At 57.6% G+C, this 18,042-nt stretch carries 13 protein-coding genes; 5 read left to right on the top strand and 8 right to left on the bottom strand.

Annotation, left to right across the window (positions count from 1 at the left end):
- On the top strand, positions 1 to 158 hold a 158-nt coding region (locus ACR0C6_RS20630), incomplete at its 5' end, for a transposase (protein WP_480620958.1).
- Between the two features lie 8 nt (positions 159 to 166).
- Here the strand turns inward: ACR0C6_RS20630 and ACR0C6_RS20625 are convergent.
- The 5 genes from ACR0C6_RS20625 to ACR0C6_RS20605 are packed head-to-tail and all read right to left on the bottom strand — an operon-like array spanning position 167 to position 5,930.
- The gene (locus tag ACR0C6_RS20625; RefSeq protein WP_480620956.1) at positions 167 to 1,183 is read right to left on the bottom strand and encodes an Ldh family oxidoreductase; all 1,017 of its coding nucleotides are present in this window, start codon (positions 1,181 to 1,183) and stop codon (positions 167 to 169) included.
- A gap of 11 nt (positions 1,184 to 1,194) precedes the next feature.
- Complete coding sequence (locus tag ACR0C6_RS20620) at positions 1,195 to 1,824, bottom strand: DUF3726 domain-containing protein (RefSeq protein ID WP_480447149.1); 630 nt, start codon at positions 1,822 to 1,824, stop codon at positions 1,195 to 1,197.
- Entirely contained in the window at positions 1,821 to 3,509 is a 1,689-nt protein-coding gene (locus ACR0C6_RS20615; protein WP_480447150.1) for a hypothetical protein, read from the bottom strand. Before ACR0C6_RS20615 ends, ACR0C6_RS20620 begins: the two co-directional genes overlap by 4 nt.
- Before the next feature lie 4 nt (positions 3,510 to 3,513).
- Positions 3,514 to 4,488, bottom strand: coding sequence for a membrane dipeptidase (locus ACR0C6_RS20610; RefSeq protein ID WP_480620953.1), 975 nt, complete (start codon positions 4,486 to 4,488; stop codon positions 3,514 to 3,516).
- A complete protein-coding gene (locus ACR0C6_RS20605) occupies positions 4,488 to 5,930 on the bottom strand; it encodes an aldehyde dehydrogenase family protein (RefSeq protein WP_480620952.1) in 1,443 nt (480 codons plus the stop codon). The genes ACR0C6_RS20610 and ACR0C6_RS20605 overlap by 1 nt, the downstream gene beginning before the upstream one ends.
- Before the next feature lie 103 nt (positions 5,931 to 6,033).
- On the opposite strand from ACR0C6_RS20605, the gene ACR0C6_RS20600 reads away from it, so the two are divergent.
- The 3 genes from ACR0C6_RS20600 (at position 6,034) to ACR0C6_RS20590 (ending at position 11,494) form a co-directional block, all read left to right on the top strand.
- Positions 6,034 to 6,918: a LysR family transcriptional regulator gene (locus ACR0C6_RS20600; protein ID WP_171171890.1), complete on the top strand. Its 885-nt coding sequence runs from the start codon at positions 6,034 to 6,036 to the stop codon at positions 6,916 to 6,918.
- Between the two features lie 116 nt (positions 6,919 to 7,034).
- Positions 7,035 to 10,310, top strand: coding sequence for an adenylate/guanylate cyclase domain-containing protein (locus tag ACR0C6_RS20595; protein ID WP_480620950.1), 3,276 nt, complete (start codon positions 7,035 to 7,037; stop codon positions 10,308 to 10,310).
- 20 nt (positions 10,311 to 10,330) lie between these two features.
- Positions 10,331 to 11,494: a hypothetical protein gene (locus tag ACR0C6_RS20590; RefSeq protein ID WP_171230240.1), complete on the top strand. Its 1,164-nt coding sequence runs from the start codon at positions 10,331 to 10,333 to the stop codon at positions 11,492 to 11,494.
- Here the strand turns inward: ACR0C6_RS20590 and ACR0C6_RS20585 are convergent.
- From ACR0C6_RS20585 to ACR0C6_RS20575, 3 genes are all read right to left on the bottom strand, one after another.
- Positions 11,491 to 15,090, bottom strand: a complete 3,600-nt coding sequence (locus tag ACR0C6_RS20585) for a flavoprotein (protein WP_480620948.1) — start codon at positions 15,088 to 15,090, stop codon at positions 11,491 to 11,493. The two genes, ACR0C6_RS20590 and ACR0C6_RS20585, sit on opposite strands and share 4 nt — an antisense overlap.
- 87 nt (positions 15,091 to 15,177) lie before the next feature.
- A complete protein-coding gene (locus tag ACR0C6_RS20580; RefSeq protein ID WP_480620946.1) occupies positions 15,178 to 15,351 on the bottom strand; it encodes a hypothetical protein in 174 nt (57 codons plus the stop codon).
- Between the two features lie 69 nt (positions 15,352 to 15,420).
- Positions 15,421 to 16,998 carry a DUF5928 domain-containing protein gene (locus ACR0C6_RS20575; protein ID WP_480620944.1) on the bottom strand — a complete coding sequence of 526 codons (1,578 nt, stop codon included), beginning with the start codon at positions 16,996 to 16,998 and terminating at the stop codon, positions 15,421 to 15,423.
- A 143-nt stretch (positions 16,999 to 17,141) separates the two neighbouring features.
- On the opposite strand from ACR0C6_RS20575, the gene ACR0C6_RS20570 reads away from it, so the two are divergent.
- Positions 17,142 to 17,960 carry a sulfotransferase family protein gene (locus ACR0C6_RS20570; RefSeq protein WP_152459706.1) on the top strand — a complete coding sequence of 273 codons (819 nt, stop codon included), beginning with the start codon at positions 17,142 to 17,144 and terminating at the stop codon, positions 17,958 to 17,960.
- The last annotated feature ends 82 nt before the right edge of the window (positions 17,961 to 18,042 follow it).

Here is an 18,042-nt window from a genome sequence, read left to right as displayed (position 1 = left end):
TCGAGTACGACAAGCGCAGATACAAGCGGCGAAACCGCATTGAGATTATGTTTGGCAGGCTTAGGGATTGGAGGCGCGTGGCGACACGCTACGACCGTTGTCCCAAGGTCTTCCTATCAGCCATCGCACTCGTAGCAAACTTAATTTACTGGTTATGAATCCTGACCTAGCCTGAGCCCAAAATTGCTTCAATCTTTGACAGGGTTGCGGAGTTCACTGCAACTCCCGCTTTGCTTGACGAAAGCCGGCTCTTGCGGCGGCCATCACCTGGCAGATGCGCGCCGTCCTGAGATCTGATCGACTCAACCAGAGTTGCCATGGCGTTTGAAAACAAACCTGCGGACGACGCCACGGGATCAATCGCAATGAAGAACTGCCCCGTTTTCGGGGGGCCACCGGCCGTTCCGGAAAAAGGCGATGCGTTCAACCCAAGTGTCGATCCGGTAAGGGCTGCGGCCATGACTTCGGTCAGCAAAGCAACACCCACGCCCTTGTAGCCGCCCGAGGGGGCCATGCTGCCTTTCAGTCCAACGTCAGGATCCGTTGTAGGGTTGCCGTCAGCGTCCAGCGCCCATCCGACGGGAATGGCCTTGCCTTCCCTTGCATGCTTCATCACTTCGCTTTTGGCGATGGTGCTGGCGCTCTGATCTATCAGCAGTGCGGGTTGACCATCTGTTCCCGGTGCAGCGATCGAGAACGGATTGGTCCCGACGACAGGTTTCGATCCGCCCGAAGGTGCGATGGATGCTGGCGCATTGGTGAACCCCAATCCGACCAGCCCTGCCTGGGCCAGCCGATACGTGTGATAGCCCAGCACACCGCAATTGTAGCTGTTTGTAATCGCCAATGCGGCGATGCCCTGTTCCTGTGCCGCAGGGATCAGCGCCTCGAAACCCAGATCAATGGCCGAATGTGCAAACCCGGTTTTGGCATCGACGCGGATGAGGCCCGGACGCGGGGTTTCAAGGGCAGGTTTTGCCTGACCGTCGACCTTGCCGCATTGAACATGCTCGCAATAGATCGGGATATACGCCAGCCCATGGCTGGCCACGCCGTCTGCCTCGGTCGCGGCTGTGGCAACAGCCAAAGGGCGTGCGTTTTCTTCGCTTGTGCCGGCCGTAACCAGCGCATTGAATGACAGCTCTTCGATTTCGGCAAGCGAGAGGGTTCTGGTTTCGGTCATCGGGTGGTCCTTCAATCGTTGTCTGACAAGCCTGAACCAGCGCCAAGCAGCCGGGATTCTTCGGTTGCGGGGGCATAGGTGCGATGCGCCACAGTGTTGAGGAATTGCCACGCCCCCGGATCCGGGTCAGCGCGGCTGTGCAAGGAACGGGTGGGCCTGATGCGGCCGGTTTCGGTTATCCCGACCCGGTTTGCCCTCTCCATTCCGAAATCGCCACAGCTGAGATGAACACCATCAGTGGTCGCTGAAACCCCGTCCAATGTGATTTCCAAAGTCGATTTCAGCTTTTTCGCCATGGTGGCGACAAAGGGCAGCAACAGAAGAGGTGCGGCAACACTGGAAATCAGAACTTTGCCCTGCGACAGGGCGTTCGGGAAATCGGATAATGCCGATCCGGTCATAAGGGGACACAGATCCCGGGCGCCGGTCCACATGCCGTCCCTGGCCTCTGGGATGTGATGTTCCAGTTGCGGCGCAAATTCCTGCTCAAGCAACTGGGCCAGGATCGCAGGCCCGTCAAACCCCTGGACGCACAGCCATCGGGTTGCTTTCGCGGCTTCTTCCGCCACACCCCAGGCATATCCCGCCCCACGGGTTGCGCGTTTGGCGGTGGCTTCCACTTCGTTCAACGAGAAGGTCATTGCGCAACCTCCGGATAAACCCAAAGATCGGCGTTCGCGGTGTTCAGCTCTTCCGGGTAGGGCGCGCCCGCATACATGCAGATACGCACCCACCGATCCGAACGTGGGTCGAAATGCGTCGCCCCAAAGAAGGACAGTTTGGCGCGCAGCATATCAATGGGCATCACCTGCGCGCTGATCGTGTTGTCTCGAATTTCACCGTAGGGAGCGATACGGCTGATTTGCGCGCGGCGCACGCTGTGGCGGTGTTCCGGATGGCGCAACAGAAACTCTGCTATTGGAGCGTCATCAGGCCAGTTCTGCAACGCTTCGAAAGCCAGGGTTGCATCCCGCGCCGGTGCAAGAGGTTGTTCATAATCCGAGATCGGCTCTTCGAACCGCTCCCCCAGCCGGGGTTCCAGCTTTTCTTCGGACACGTACCAGGCCCGCGCGCAGTTTTCGGCGGCGGCCCAATCAAGGTTCAAAGCCCAATCAAAGCTGTTCCGGATCAACGCACGCACCGCTGATACCGGCATTGTCCCATCAATCACCTGTGCAGAGGCGTTGGTGTCTGCCATGCAGCTCGCAAGCCCGTCAACAAGCGCGCCGTAAGGTTCAAGGATCAAAGAGGCCAGCAGCTCCTGACCTTCTTCGGTCAGCGCGGTTTCGGACCAAAGGATCAGACGGTTCCAGGGGTGATCCTGTGTCAGATCATCCTTGGCCAGGTATTTTTCGATTTCTTGCAGATCCGAATCCAGCGCCGCCAGCTTTTCCATCTGCACCGGGTGTTCAGATCGCCACCAGGCGATTGACTGTTTGCAGCGTGCAAAGACATCGCGAAAGACACGTGCCTCATCCGCCGAAGCCACATCAATGGACCGAACGCGCGAGATCGCCTCCTCGCGCACCATGATCCAGTTGTTGAACAGTACCGGGTGATTGACGATGAACGGTGCCATACCCAGGCCGGTCGAATTCCCGATACCCAGCCAGCGCGCGATGTCCGGATCAAGCTCTGCGGTCTGGTCTCGGCCTTTGACCCATGCCATGTGCTGTACCAGATCGCGCACAAAGGCGCGGGTCAGATAGACTGACAGCATCTCGATCTGGAACGGACCGCTGACTTCGGACCGGCCGGCTGTCTTTTCGCGGTCCGCCGCGCCGAATTTGCCCGAACCATAAACGGCCGTGGTCCGCATCAGATAGCCGACCTTGTATATCTGTTCGAGGTCGGGTTGCCGTCCCGCAGCAAGCTGATCCACCACATGAGCCCAAAGCCGCACAGAACGGTTCGCCCGCGACAGGGACAGTTCGGCTTCGCTGACGCGTCCGGCTTCTTGCAACGGAACATTCTGCGACAGACGGTCGATATCGTCCGCCGTTGGAATGCCGTCAAACAAGGTAAAGGTGGCATCCCAAGCCTCGGCAATCACCCGGTCCGATCGTTGATCGGGTGGCAGGTCATGGGCAAAGGCGACCAGCGAATAGGCCCGATCGGGGCCTTGCGCGGTATAGACCGCATGGCCCACACCCTTGTTGTCAATTTCGAACGCGGGGCGCGAAAAGCTCCAGTTTTCTTCGGCCATGCGACGCGTCAGCTGCCGCATAAAGCTGAGCCGACATTGGTGCAACGATCCCAAACGTGACAGCCGCATGACCGTGGATGGGTCACGTCTGGCGATCTCTGTCTGCGCGTGTGGTTCCATTTGGTTACCTTTGTGGGACGAAGTTCTCGGCAAAGAACCGATACCAGTTCCTACCCATGATCCCGGCCACTTCGTCATCGTTCAGGCCGGTCGCGCGTAACCCTTTCTCGATGTTGCCAAAACCTCGGTTGTCCTGAAACCAACCCGGCATCGGTGGGAATCCCGGAGCCGAGGCCGAGCCTTCGCCATAGTCGATCTCTTTTGTCCAACGCCCCACACGCATCCATTCCACGACGCTGTCGGGCTGATCCTGACACAGGTCGGTGCCGATCCCCAGATGTTCGGCCCCGTATCTGTCGGCGGTGCGGGCGATCATTTCGCAGAAGCTCTCCAGCGTGCAATCGGACTTGTCCTTCAGGTGGTGAGGGTAGACCGAAAAGCCCAGCATCCCACCTTTTTCCGTTACCGCGCGGATGACGTCATCGCGCTTGTTGCGCAGGGCCGGGGACCATTCGTGCGGATTGGCATGTGTAATCGCGATGGGCCGGTCCGAGATTTCAGCCGCCTCGATCGTGGAGCGGTCCGCCGAATGGCTCATGTCGACCACAAGGCCCACACGGTTCATCTCTTTGATGACCTGCTTGCCCATGCGGGTGATGCCGGTGTCTTCGGCCTCGTAGCAACCGGTCGCCAGCAGGGATTGGTTGTTGTAGGTCAGTTGCATGAACCGCGCGCCCAGATCGTGCAGGATTTCGACCAGCCCGATATCGTCTTCAATGGGCGACGGGTTCTGAAACCCGAAAAACACGGCGGTTCGGTCCGTTTTACGGGCCGTGTCGATATCGCTGGCCCACCGGCCTTTCATGATCAGATCCGGGTATTGCTCGAACCAGCGGTTCCATTTCTCGAAATTCAGTACCGTTTCGCGGAAATTCTCATGATATGCGATGGTGACGTGGATCGCATCCACGCCCCCTTCGCGCAACTGGCGGAAGATCTTTTCCGACCAGTTGGCATATTGCAGGCCATCAATCCGCATCAGACAGGGCCTGCGCTGATATAGGCGGTTTTGACGGTCGTGTAGAATTCAGCCGCCGCCTTTCCCTGTTCGCGGGGTCCGTACGAGCTGTCGCCGCGGCCACCGAAAGGCACGTGGTAGTCGGTACCCGCGGTGGGCAGGTTCACCGTCACCACCCCGGTGCGCGCGTTGCGGCGGAAATGGGTGGCACGGGCCAGCGATTTGGTCACGATGCCCGAGGTCAGGCCGAAATTGGTGTCGTTCACAACGCTCAGCGCCTCGTCATAGCTGCCGACCTTGATGACGCTGGTCAGCGGTGCGAACATTTCTTCGCGGTTGATGCGCATGTCGTTGGTGGTGTTCAGGAACACGCCCGGCGACATGTAGAAACCGTCATGGGGCATCTCCAGCCGCTGACCGCCACAGGCCAGCTCGGCGCCTTCGGTTTTGCCCAGTTCGACATAGGCAAGGTTTTCATTCAACTGCTGCTGGCTGACGACCGGACCCATCTGAACCCCGTCCTCCAGCGCGTGGCCGACCTTGATGGCCTGCGCACCGGCCACAAGCTTTTCGACGAAGGCATCATGGATACCGGCGTGGACGACCAGACGCGACGAAGCCGTGCACTTCTGACCGGTGCCGCCGAATGCCCCGCCCAGCGCCAGCGTCACCGCCAGATCCAGATCGGCATCATCCATGACGGCCAGCGCGTTCTTGGACCCCATTTCCATCTGCACCTTGGTCAGATTCTGGATCGCCGCGGCGGCAATGCCTTTGCCCACGGGCACCGATCCGGTGAAGGAAATCGCATTGACCTTGGGGCTTTCCACAAGGCGCTGACCGATGGAACGGCCCGAGCCCATCACCAGGCTGAACAGACCCTTGGGGATGTCTTGCCGCGCTATGATTTCGGTCAGGGCCGCGGCCGAGGCAGGGGTGATGTTGGCGGGCTTCCACACAACCGCGTTGCCATAGCAAAGCGCCGGGGCGATCTTCCACGAGGCCGTCGCGGTGGGGAAGTTCCACGGGCTGATGATGGCAACCACGCCAACAGCTTCGCGGCGCATATCAATTTCGATGTCCGGGCGCACGGAGTCGGCATTCTCACCGATCTGTCGCAGGCATTCGGCCGCATAGTAGGTGAAGAACTGACCGGCGCGGTAGACCTCGCCCTTGCCCTCGGCCAGCGGTTTTCCTTCTTCACGGCTGAGCAGAGTACCGAGCTCCTCGGCGCGGGCCATCAGTTCGTTGCCGATGGCGTTCAGCACGGCCTGCTTGCGCTCCAGCCCATAAGCCGCCCATTCCACCTGGGCTGCCCGTGCCTGATCCAGCGTTGTCTCAAGCTGATCAGCACTGGCCTGCGCGAACATGCCGACCAGATCGGTCAGATCCGATGGGTTGCGGTTTTCGATTTCGCTTTCACCAGCCAGCCATTCGCCGGCAATCAGATTTAGTTTGGTCACGTCGGGCCCCAAATTCGCAAATTTCAGTTTGCGAAAGAATGGAACTTGCTGGCGATATCAGTCAAACTCAAATAACTTTAGAAAACTTCAGAAAGATTGAAGCATGGCCGTGAAAATAGAAATGCTGCGGTGCTTTTGCACTGTGGCCCAAACCGGAAACCTTGCCGAGGCAGCCAGCCGTTTGGGCCGCACGCAATCCGCGGTCTCAATGATGTTGAAACAATTCGAAGAGCATCTTGGCAAGAAACTGTTTGAAGGCGAACGGAAAAACCACCTTTCACCGCTGGGTCAGCAAGTTCTCGAGCTTGCGCTCAAACAGGTGCGGGATTTCGATCAGGCCGTTCAGAATATTGAACTGGCGGCACAGGCCGAGCACGGGTTGATCCGTATCGTATCCGTGCCGTCCGTGGGGGCGTTGGTCTTTCCTGCCCTGCTGGATCATATGACGTCTCGCTTTCCCGGCCTGAAGATCGAGCTGCGCGACGGAGATTCGCAGCAGGTTCTGGATGCGGTTGCCGGCGACACGTCTGATATCGGGATAGCGTCAGGCCACTTTCCGCTGAATGGGGTCAGTGCAGAGCCGCTGTTTCAGGACCGCTTCGGCTTGGTTGCAGCGTCCGATCATCCGCTGATGACACGGGCCGAACCGCCAGCCATTTCCGATCTGGTGGCTCAGCCTTTCGTGCGAAACGCCCTGTGTGACTTTATCGAGTCCGCGCCTTTCCGTGAAGTTCTGGACAGGGCCGAGGTTACCATCCACAACACGCATTCCCTGATCACGACTGTCAGGGCAGGCCAGTGGATCACGGTCCTGCCGCAGACCGTCGCGCAATTCATCCCGGACGCAGTCGCCTTTCGTCCGATTTCAGATTTGCCGGACAGGCGCGAGGTGTTTCTATACGTTCGGGAAAGGTCGCGATTCCGAGAAATCTCGGAGGCCTGCCGTTCATTTGTCCTTTCGAGTGGATTTGGAAATTCAAGCCTGTGAATGCATCAAAAGGGGATTAACCCTGCTCAAAATCACAAATTAATTTGGTTTTTGCAGACTCACGCCCGCTGCCATGCTAGGTTCTCGTTTGAAGTGGGGGACTTCAGAGGGGCGATATGTCTCAAGACCTGAGGGGCTGGTTGAGCGCAAATGGATTAAACGAGTACGCGCAGGCCTTCATTGATAACAAGATCGACTTTTCCATTCTGCCTGATTTGACGGCCGAGGATCTGATCGAAATCGGTGTGACCGCTGTCGGCGATCGTCGGCGGCTTTTGCGTGCCATCGAGCAACTTGATTCCTCGCAGATCGCCACGGAGCCTGAACCCGCAGCGCCGCACGAACCTGCGCGGCGGCAGGTCACGGTGATGTTTGCGGACCTGACCGGGTTCACGAAAATGTCCAGCAAGCTGGATGCCGAGGATCTGCACGCGCTGCTCAACCAGTTCTTCAGCAAAGTGGACAATGTGGTCGAAAAATACGGCGGACGCATCGACAAGCATATCGGTGATGCGGTCATGGCCGTTTTCGGAGCGCCGATCTCACATACCAATGACACGGAAAGGGCAGCACGGGCCGCAGCTGAAATTCATGCGGTTCTTCCGACGTTATCACCGCCACTGTCCTGCCATATCGGTATCTCTTCGGGTCAGGTCATCGCCAGTACGACAGGCAGCCAGTCGCACACGGAATATACAGTGACAGGGGATGGGGTGAATCTGGCGTCTCGGCTGACAGATATCTCAGGGGGCGGCGAGACTCTGGTCTCACATGACATTCAACGCGCGCTGGGCCCGTTGTTCGTTGGCGAATCCATCGGGGTCAAGGCGATCAAGGGGTTGAACGAGCCGGTTGAGGTCTGGCGTCTGGACCGGCTGGCCAGGAACATTCGGACCAGACGGCACAAATTCATCGGGCGCGAGCGCGAGATGTCGATTTTCTCGGCCACGTTCGACCGATGCCAACGCCATGGAAAAGGTGAAGTGCATATCGTTCTGGGCGAACCCGGAATTGGAAAAACCCATCTGTCCGAGCAAGTGGCGGAACTGGCGACAAGCCTGTCCTACACGATCCACAACGGCGTTGTGATGGATTTCGGCGCGCGCGAAGGTCATTCAGCCATTCAGACCGTTGCACGCAGCATTCTGGGGCTTGAAGCGTCGGACGGGACGGAAACCGGGGCGGCCGTTGCTAAAGAGGCCATTGCCAAAGGCTGGGTCAGCCCTTCCAACGCTGCGCATCTCAATGCTTTGCTTGAACTCGAGCAGGATCCGGGCCTGGCCGAGGTCTATGCGGTGATGGACAACAAGACCCGTCTGCGGGGGCGGCGTCAGGTGCTGGAGGAGCTGCTTTCCGCCAGCAGTCGGGAATCGCCCCTGCTCATTCAGATTGAAGACATCCACTGGGCAACGCCCGACATCCTGGCGGCGTGTTCTCATATCGCCGCGGTGACGCGGAACACGCCCTGTGTGTTGATGATGACCAGCCGGGCCGAGGGCGATCCGATCGACAGAGACTGGCAGATGGCCACGGATGGCGCGCTGGTGTCAAAACTGGAACTGGCACCGATGGGAGAAGAGCACGTCAGGCAACTGGTCGAAGAGTTCCGGGCCATCGATCGCGACTTGCTGGAAACATGCGTCCAGCGCGCCGGTGGAAATCCGTTGTTTCTGGAACAGCTGTTGCGAAACACGGATGTGCTCAAACAGGAAACTGTGCCGGGCAGTATTCAGGGTATCGTTCAGTCGCGATTGGATGCGCTGGATCGCGCCAGCCGAACCGCCATTCAGGCCGCATCGGTTCTGGGTCAACGCTTCTCGCCCGAAGTTCTGAATTTCATTCTGGGCGAAGGGCATCTGGACACAAGCAACCTGATCCGCTCGGCGTTGATCCGAGAGGCAGGGCCCGATTTCATGTTTACCCACGCGCTGATCCGGGACGGGTCCTATGCAACATTGGTCAAATCCGAACGCGCCCGTCTGCACCGGCAGGCGGCTCAGTGGTTCGAAGACAAGGATGCAACCTTGCGTGCCCAGCATCTGGACCGGGCCGGGGCCAATAACGCGGCACAAGCCTATCTGGAAGCAGCTGACAAATTGATTCAGGCCTTCCGGTTCGACGATGCCAGTCCGCTGATCGAGCGTGCTTTGGAATTGCCGTCCCCGGCGGGTGTCCGATTTGACCTGCTGTGCGCGCGGGGCGAAACCCATCGGTTGCAGGGGTTGTCAAACGAAGCTTTGGACGAGTTCAAAGACGCCGCCGGTTTGGCTGAAACAGACGAGCAAATCGCCCGGGCCCATATCGGGCTTGCGCAGGCGGCGCGGCAAGCAAGCCTGTATCAGGACGCGCTGGAAGCGCTCGACACGGCCGAGGCAGCAGCACAGCGCTGCGGGTCCGAGGAAGATGAGGCCCAGATAAGCTATGTGCGCGGCAACGTCTATTTCCCGCTGGGACGGAACAAAGAAGCGCTGAAGGCCAACGAGCGGGCGCTCTTGCTTGCCCGCAAGCTGGAATCCCCGCGCCTTGAAGTTGGGGCGCTGAGTGGGTTTGGCGACGCCAATTTCATGAAGGCCTCGATGAAGACGGCGGCGGGGTTCTATACCCAAGCCGCTGAACGGGCGCGCGAAAAAGGGCTGGTTCGCGACCTTGCGGCCAATCTGCACAATCTCAGCGTGGCGCGCAGCTATGCTGGGGATGTCGGGCAGGGCCGAGCAGATGCCAATGAGGCGATTGAAATCTCGCAGACCTATTTCGCCTTCGTTCCGGAATGTGTCGCGCAAACATGTCTTGGTGTGGCCGAAACCTTTCTGGGCAGCCTCGACCGTGCGCTTGAAGCCTTTGGCGTCTCTGCCGAAATTGCCGAGCGCGTGGGCGCAAAACGCCTTGAAGCGCAGGCGTTGGAACATCTGGCCAGAACGCAGGTTTATGCCGGCCAGGTCGGGCGCGCACGTGAAACCGGTCTGCGAGCAGTCGAAATCGCGCTTGAACATGGCCGGAACTTTGTTGGACCCAAGGCCCTGTCAGCACTGGCGATGGCCGAAACGGACCCGGATGAGCAAACACGCCTTTTGAAACTGGGGTCCGAGATCATCGCCGAGGGATGTGTCGGCCACAGCCATCTGCACTTTTTCCCCGATGCCAGCGCCGTCATGCTGGCGCGTGGTGATTGGGATGCCGCAATGGAGTATGCGGATGACCTTGCCGCGTTCACCAGGAACGAGCCGTTGCCGATGGTTGACCTGTCCATTCGTCAAACGCGGCTGTTGGCCGAGAGCGGAAGGCAGAATATTCCACCGTCACAGCATAGCGGTTTTGCCGGTATGACCGAGCATTTTGCCACGATGGGCATTACCCAATCTTTGCTGGGCCGCGCGGATTTTCTGACGGGTTAGGCGGCAAGGCAGGAGGCTGAATGAGCGTCGAAAAAAAGGTTTGGCTTATCTCTGGCCTGCTGACCTTTGGGTTGGCCGCCTTGTTGCTCAAGCTTTGGATCGAACTGAACCATTTCGAGGAAGACCTGACGCAGCTGCCCGATCAGGCTTCGGTAGATGCGTATCTGTGCAGAATGGACGTGGCGCCGGACTATCGTTTGAGAACGGGGATTTTCATAAAGTCGTTCAGCTTTCTGGGCGCCAGTGACGTGCGGCTTACCGGCTATATCTGGCAGCACTACAAGGAAAAGGAACATGATGCGATCCTTCCCGCCGAAGGTGAGGTTGGATTTCTTCTGCCCGAAGCGGTCGATACGGCAAGCGGCCTTGTTGAAGAGGCATACCGCTTGTCACAACCCGACGGCGTCTTGATTGGTTGGTATTTTGAACAAACCCTGCGTCAGAGCTTCGACTACACCAGCTATCCCTTCGATCACAAAACGGTTTGGGTGCGGTTCTCGCCCGCTTCTTTCGAGGTCAATATCGCGCTGGTTCCTGATTTCGAGGCTTATCCGGCAACCGGACCGGATGACATTTTCGGGATCGACAACCGGATCGTGATGGGCACGTGGGAGCGAGAAAACACCTATTTCGACTACAAGCTGTCGAAACTGGATACGACGCTGGGCATCCGGCAGAACGCTTACCAGACCAACACGCCCGAGTTGCATTACAACTTCGTCATCAAACGCAATTTTGCAAACGCGTTCATCGTTCACATGATCCCGTTGCTGGTCGTGGTGATGCTGCTGTTCGGTGCGGTCATGACCGTCACGCGCCGCGAGGGTCTGGTAGAGCGGCATGACTTCAGCACGTCCAGCGTGATCGGCACCTGTTCGGTTCTGTTCTTCGTGATCCTGCTGGCCCATGTGCAACTGCGCGAAGGATTCGCCGGATCGCCCGTGATCTATATGGAGTCGTTCTTTTTCCTGATGTATTTCATGCTGTTGGCAGTTTCGATCAACACGTATCTTTTCGCGTCAGAGGCGGTGCCGTCGCTGCGGATCATCCATTATCGGGACAACCTGATTCCAAAAGCCGGTTTCTGGCCCTTCGTGCTGCTGTGCATGGTGGCGATCACGGCCTATAACCTCAGCATCAAGGACAGCGCGGAACCCCCACCGATCAGCACGCGGGAGTGTTAGGCCACGGGTTCAAACCCGGGTTTGGGTTCGCCCTGCGCCATATCCAGCGTGTAGTCGCTCACCACTTCGGATGTACCCTCGCGCCAGCTTTTCAGGTATTTTTCCGGATCCGCGATCACATAGGCATATGCGGGTTTCATTGCCCCGTCGATGACGACGTTGATTTTCTTGCGCACATAGACATTCTCGGGTGAGCCGGGGCCGTGATACCCTTCCAGCCTGTCCAGTTCGCGGAGACCGGATTCGGTGACACGGTAGACCTCTCCACCCACTTGCTTGCCCATCCCCTGCTGATCCACAAGGGTTGCCATGCGATGCAGATACCCACAGTTGGGATTGTCGCAGAATGGTTCCTTCGGGATGATCAGGGGCATTGGTTGCCGGGTGCGCGCCGTTCCCACGAATTCATTCAGGACCGCGCTGTGTGCGTCATGATTGGGGAACCCCTGCTTCAGTGATCCATAGGTGAAATACAGGTAAGAGGGTTCGTTCACCGCCACGAAGCTTTCGTCACGCCCCTGTTCGGGGTCTGACATCTTCAGGTTGTGATCTTGCGCCCAGGCGTCCAGCATGGAACGGATTTCCGGTTCGATCTGCATGCCCTGAACGAACTCGATGCACGAGGTCGCATCCATGTCTTCAGCCCGCAGCAGGATTTCCACCATCTTCGGTGCCTTGTTCATCACCGCCACATGCAAGGCGGTGAACCCGTGATCGTTGACAATGTTGACGTCGATATCCCTGTCGATCAGGTCCTGGGCGGCCTCATAATCCGGCTTGCCCAGATCATGGCCGCTTTCGCCCAGTTCGCCTTCACCGCCCGCTGCATAGTGCAACAGTGAATCTCCATGGGCCTCGTCCACGATGTTGACGCCCACGACCCCTTCGTCGATGGCACGGAACACGCGCTTCCATTCGTTGATGTCATCGGCGGCAGCGGCCTCGCGCGCCCATTTGCAGACGCGATACTTCTGGTCGTCCAATTCCTCGAACGCATCCGCCAAAGCTTCCATGATCTGGTCCGGCGTTGCCATCATGCCGATGCCCATCCGGCCGTTCGACAGGCGACCTTCGCGCGGTCCGACGAAATCGACCCCAAGCGTCTTGAGCTTGTCGACGTTGTTCTGCGTGGTGATATTGTTCCACATATTCGTATTGCACGCGGGGCAGAGGATCACAGGTTTCTTCTGGTATTGCCAAGCCACGAAGACCGAGGTCAAAAGATTGTCGGCGATGCCATTGGCAACTTTACCCATCGTGTTGCAGGTGATGGGGGCCACGATGACGCAATCTGCCCAGTCACACAGTGCCAGATGCGAGGCGCGCACCGGCATGTCGAAATTCAAATAGCGAAAATTCCACTCGTCATCGTCGCGGTAATAGTCATTGTGGGTGATCTTGGCGTCGATCCGTTCGGCGCCGAAATCCCGAAAGAATTTCTCGGCCGAAACAGACGGGATCAGTTTCACGTTATGCCCCGCGTCGACAATACGTTCGACAAGCTCGGGGATCTTGTCCGCCGCCGACGACCCGCAGGCGCAGAGCAATACGTTTCGCTTTCCGGCGTTCACTTGATTCATCACCCCCTTGGGGTAGCCGAATGGGTTCTTCTCAAGGCTTGGGGTTTCATTCAGTTCGGATACCGGCAGCCCTTCCTTGCGCATCCTGGCCTGCAATTCACCGGCCTGGATCATGTCTACGATGTCTTCCAGCTTTTCACTTTTGCTGATGCATTTCCCTTTGAAAAACAAATACGGCACGTCCGGTCTTTCCCCCAGCGTCACCAGTTGCCTCCGCATCCTGATCATATTGGGATCGCGCCCGCCCACGTCGATCTGCTTGACGGTCGTTGCCCCGATATTCGAAAGAATGCTGCGCAGCATATAGGACCACGGGTCCTCGTCCTCGTAGAACAGAACCATCGTATTGTGCTTGATGATGCTGGCAACATCGCTTGGGTTCTCGGGCGGCTCGACCTCTTCGATCACCAACAATGCAGGGTCTTCGAGATCCCGCAGACCACGGAAAATGTTGCCCCGCGGCGCTTGCCAGACCTGCGAGGTTGCCGGACTCATATCGACTATGGTCACAACGTCTTCATCCTCGTCATAGTCTATGCACAGGCACCAGAACTCTTCGAGCAACGCAGTTTCCCGGAACACGTTGTCCGGCGGGCGGATCGCCTCGATCCCGGTGACGCGATTGAAGTCGATGTTGATCATCAGGTGGCGATTGCTGTCGGGGGTCAGGCTTTTCAACTGCGCCTTGAACCAGTCTTCGGGGGTTTGGATTGATTTGTCGTCGCGGGTCTCAAAGCTCTGGAACGAACTGCTCAGATGCAGGTTCTCGGATTGTCTGATATACTTTTCGACCATGTCATGCATGTCTTTGGCGGTGGCGACCCGGCGGACAGTATCCGTGAACGACACCTGGGCCGCCCGCAGCAACTCGTCCTCGTCCACCCTGTAGTCGCCGTGAATGGCCAGGCTTTCCACCAAAACGCCGATCGAGTTCATGTTGGGCGTTGCCCGGCGGAACAGGTTGCGGCGTTTCTTGGGATCTTTCGCCAGGTAACGTGTGCTGTCGACGTAATTGCACCGCTGCTTGAAGGTCTTCAGGTGCGTCTTGACGGCGGCCCGTGCCGAAAACCGCAAAAGGCCGCGGGACCGCATCGAGGTTCCGTCACGATCCGACATGGCTTGCCACAACCGTTCGACGGTTGTCACCCAAAGCTTGCCGTATTTCTCAGGATGCACATCCATCATATGCACCAGCCCCGTGCTTGGATTGCACTTGGCGATGACGGCAAAATGGCCGCCGGGCATGTTCTGTTTGCCATGGGCCAGACCGACCTGGAAATTCGCCACCAGAATGTCGTTGTCGCCGCCCAGCCGGTTGGATTCGTCGATCGCCTCAAGCAGCAGCGGCACACTGGTTGTGTCTGCGTCCATGAAATAGGCCTGAACCTGAACCCTCTCGCGCAGCCCCTGCGTGTGAATGTAGGTGCAGGCGACGTCAAAAAGCTCGCCCAGCGAGATTCCGTCGTTCACGACAAAGGACGAGGGCAATGCGCATTCGCGGAAGATGTCATTCACTTCGCAGCTGAACCCCAGCGCCGACATGCTGAGAGCGGCCGCCGTGACACTGCAACAATTGATTGGCTGCTGAAAATTCTGCAACTGAACGCTGACCAGATCACCAAACATCGTTGCAAAACAGGGTTGCCGGACGCTCTCTGGTGTCTGAAGCCAGTTCTGGCTGGACAGATACGCCAACCGGGTTCCATCCAGCGCAAGCGCTTCAAGGCTGACAGGGATATCCGAGATCTGAAGGTGTTCTTCATAGAAGTAATCACCGACATCCGCGCTGGCCAATGGGTTCCCGTTCTGGCGCAGCTGAACCACGCCACGCAGCACGATATACATGCCGTTCGCTGGCAGAACCGCGTTTCCGGTCACCTCGATACATTCGAATTGTGGGTTAATGACGGCTGGGTCGGCGATCTGAGCCTTGCCCGGAAGGACATCATATATCATCTTCCAGTCTGCGTCGCTTGGGGTGTAAGGTCTGGATTTGGAAATTTGATCTATGGTCACAACTTTGTCCCCCCGGAGTTGCGTTGCAATATTTCAATCTTCGGTCAGCCAGTGCCTCTGGTTCTTCGAAGCTCGGACACCGGTCATTCAGAATAAAAGACCTGCCTGCTTTCCGTGCTTGATCCTGGCAAGGGCCGTGTTGCTGATGAAAAAGTATGAACAAAATGGCCCAATTGGCTGCACAGTATCCGATATTTGAATAAAAATCACGAGTGCAGTTGCAGCGGCGGCTGCTGCCTTGCGTGGCAGAACACCTGCCATCGGTGATTTGGATTGCGCGGGTCAAAGGTGTCTGCCTTCGGGCAGACAATCTGTGAAGGGCTTTGGGGATCAGTCGAGGAAAAGGTAATCCAACTGCATGATGGCTTGGGCTTTGTCTTCACCAACCCCAAGAAACTTGGCAATAACCGCTTCATTGTCGACGCGCGGGGCCGTTTCCCGCAGGCGCAGGTAATTGTCCAGCCGGGCGGCGCGGATCCGTTCGGATTCATAGCCCAGATCGTTGCGAAGGGTCGGCAGCAAGGAAGCAACGGTTTCCGTTGGGCTGTTGTCTCCGGCCAGCCCGACGCGACGCGCGTGGCCGATCAGATAGTCGTCCGAGTATTCGCATTCGATCTCAAGCACGTGGGTTTTGGCCTGGTCGCCGCAGAAATCCTCGAGCGTGTCAAGATTGGCCGGGTCAAGGCACAGCACCAGCTGATCCGACCCGAAACTGTCGAACAACAGGCGCAGAACGGCGCGCCGGTGACGAGAGCGCTTGGTCAGTGTGGATTCGATCCCGCCCAGGTCCGGCAGCAACGTATTTTCTTCGTTGAACAGGTATTCTACGCAAGGAATACCCGTTTCAGATGCGATCTGATCGACGAGACGTTTGGCGACATGCCATTTCTTGCAGACGATCACGAACAGTTCCCGTTCCGGGCCGAGTACGCTTCCGGCTTCCCAGAAGCGTTGTCCGAACCGGCGGCCGATACGCCCGCGACCGGTGAGAAACGCGTACAGATTGCGCCCCTCGTTCGAGATCGGGAAATCGACACCCTCACTTGCATAGAGCGAGCCGAGCCGGGCCTTCAACTCATGCGCCTCGGCGCTGATCTTGCGGGCGAACAGATAATCCTGGCCCAGCAACATGTCATAGTGGTCATTGTAGAACGTGACCGGCATTCCATAGTCCGAGAACATCAGGAATGTCGGCGTTCGGTTTTCAATCTCGTTTTTTGGGATCAGGTGACGCACCAGCGTCTGAAAGAAGGTTTCATCAGGGATCCACGTGGTCGAAAAAAAACGGATCACATCCCGGCGCTGACGCAGGAATTCCAGAATCATTTCGACGGTTCTGCGACGCAGGCACCACCATTGGCTGCCGATCATCATCTGAATGTCCTGGGGGATGTCCCGCGTCAGACCGAGGCGCTTTTGCAATTCATAGGCGGCATAGAACCGCTTGGACTGCGTGCGCTCGTTGAAGTAGTGGCGATAGATCAGCCGGTCTTCCTTCATGCCGGTCTTGATCCAGTTGCTTTCAAAGAAATCGTGACTTTCGATGAAATCCTTGTCGTGATCGTCGAGGTAACGGTGCGTGTATTCAGCGGTTTTGATCGCCATGCAGTCACCCGAAAGCATGTAGAAATGTGTGGCGCGGGGGAAATTTTCCACGGCGGCTTCCAGGGCGTTCAGCGTGGCCCGGACCAGCGACCATTCTCCCCAGCCGCATCTGACGCGTTTTCTTGCAAAGGTCACATTGGGGTTCTGATCCAGTGCGGAACGAATGCGCTCATAGGCTTTGGCGCTGGCGCTGGCGTCAAAATGGATGGCCATGCAATCGCCGACAGCTGTAAGTTGTTCGGCCTGTGCAATGATGGCTTCAGGGTCCTTGTGACACAGCAATATATAGGCGACTTTTGCCATTGAGATTACGCAATATCCGTTTCTGCCTGATTTGAACCGTGATACTGAGGATGAACGATTGAATAAACAGAATAATTTTGGTTCTTTGTAACCAAAAGCTGGCGTATCGCATCGAGACCTGGCCAGCGGAGGAGGCGCAGCAGATGGGGTTTCCCGGTACCTGGATGACCGAGAGCGAAAGCATGGTGTACCGCGTGGTGCCCAAATGTGCCTGCTCGACCATTGGTCAGATCATGTATTTCTCGGATCATGGTCAGTTCTTCGACGGTGACATCCATGATGCCAAGGACGGCATGCACAAATGGGCATTTGATCAGAGCCAGGAGCTGATCTCGAACAATGTGCGCAATCACGCGTCCTATTCGTTCACTTGCGTGCGCAATCCCTACACCCGCATCCTCAGCTCATTCTTTGACAAGATCTGTGGCATTCAGCGCAACGGCAAGAGATACCGCGGCAATCTGGTGCCGACGCTGATCTATAACTACGGGATCGAAGTGGGCGGCGACGACGGCAAGGGAGAGTTTGACCAGATCGCCAGCTTCCGCCGGTTTCTGCTGTTTGCGCGTGATACGATCCGGTGGCGGCGCCCGATGGACCCGGACATTCACTGGTCTGCGATGTCAGGCCACGTGTCCACTTTCATCGTGAACGGCGGTCATTATGACCGGATATTCTGGACAGAAGCGTTCAATGACGGGATGCAGGATGTTCTAGACAATGTCGAGCTGAAGCACCCGGTCAATTTGTCCGAGATTCCACGGTTCAATGAATCCGAAGGGCACGGGCCAAAACGTGCGCATCCGGTCGAGGACTACTTTGACGATCTGTCAATGCATCTGGTCTACGAGATCTACAAGCAGGATTTCGAGCTGTTCAAATACGACTTCGAAAACCCGGCGAACAAGATGCCGATCGGTGAAATCGATCTGGATGAAATCCACGCCAAATTGGGCGACTGACGGTGGGGTGCTCCTGCCCGTCGTCGATATTTCTTGCGAAACATCTCCTCCGGTTGGGCCCGGCGCCGCGCGTTGCGCGGCG

The sequence above is a fragment of the Ruegeria sp. AL12 genome, from assembly GCF_056540885.1.
Note: the sequence above shows the minus strand (reverse complement) of the source record. Positions and strands in the feature narration are given on the sequence as shown.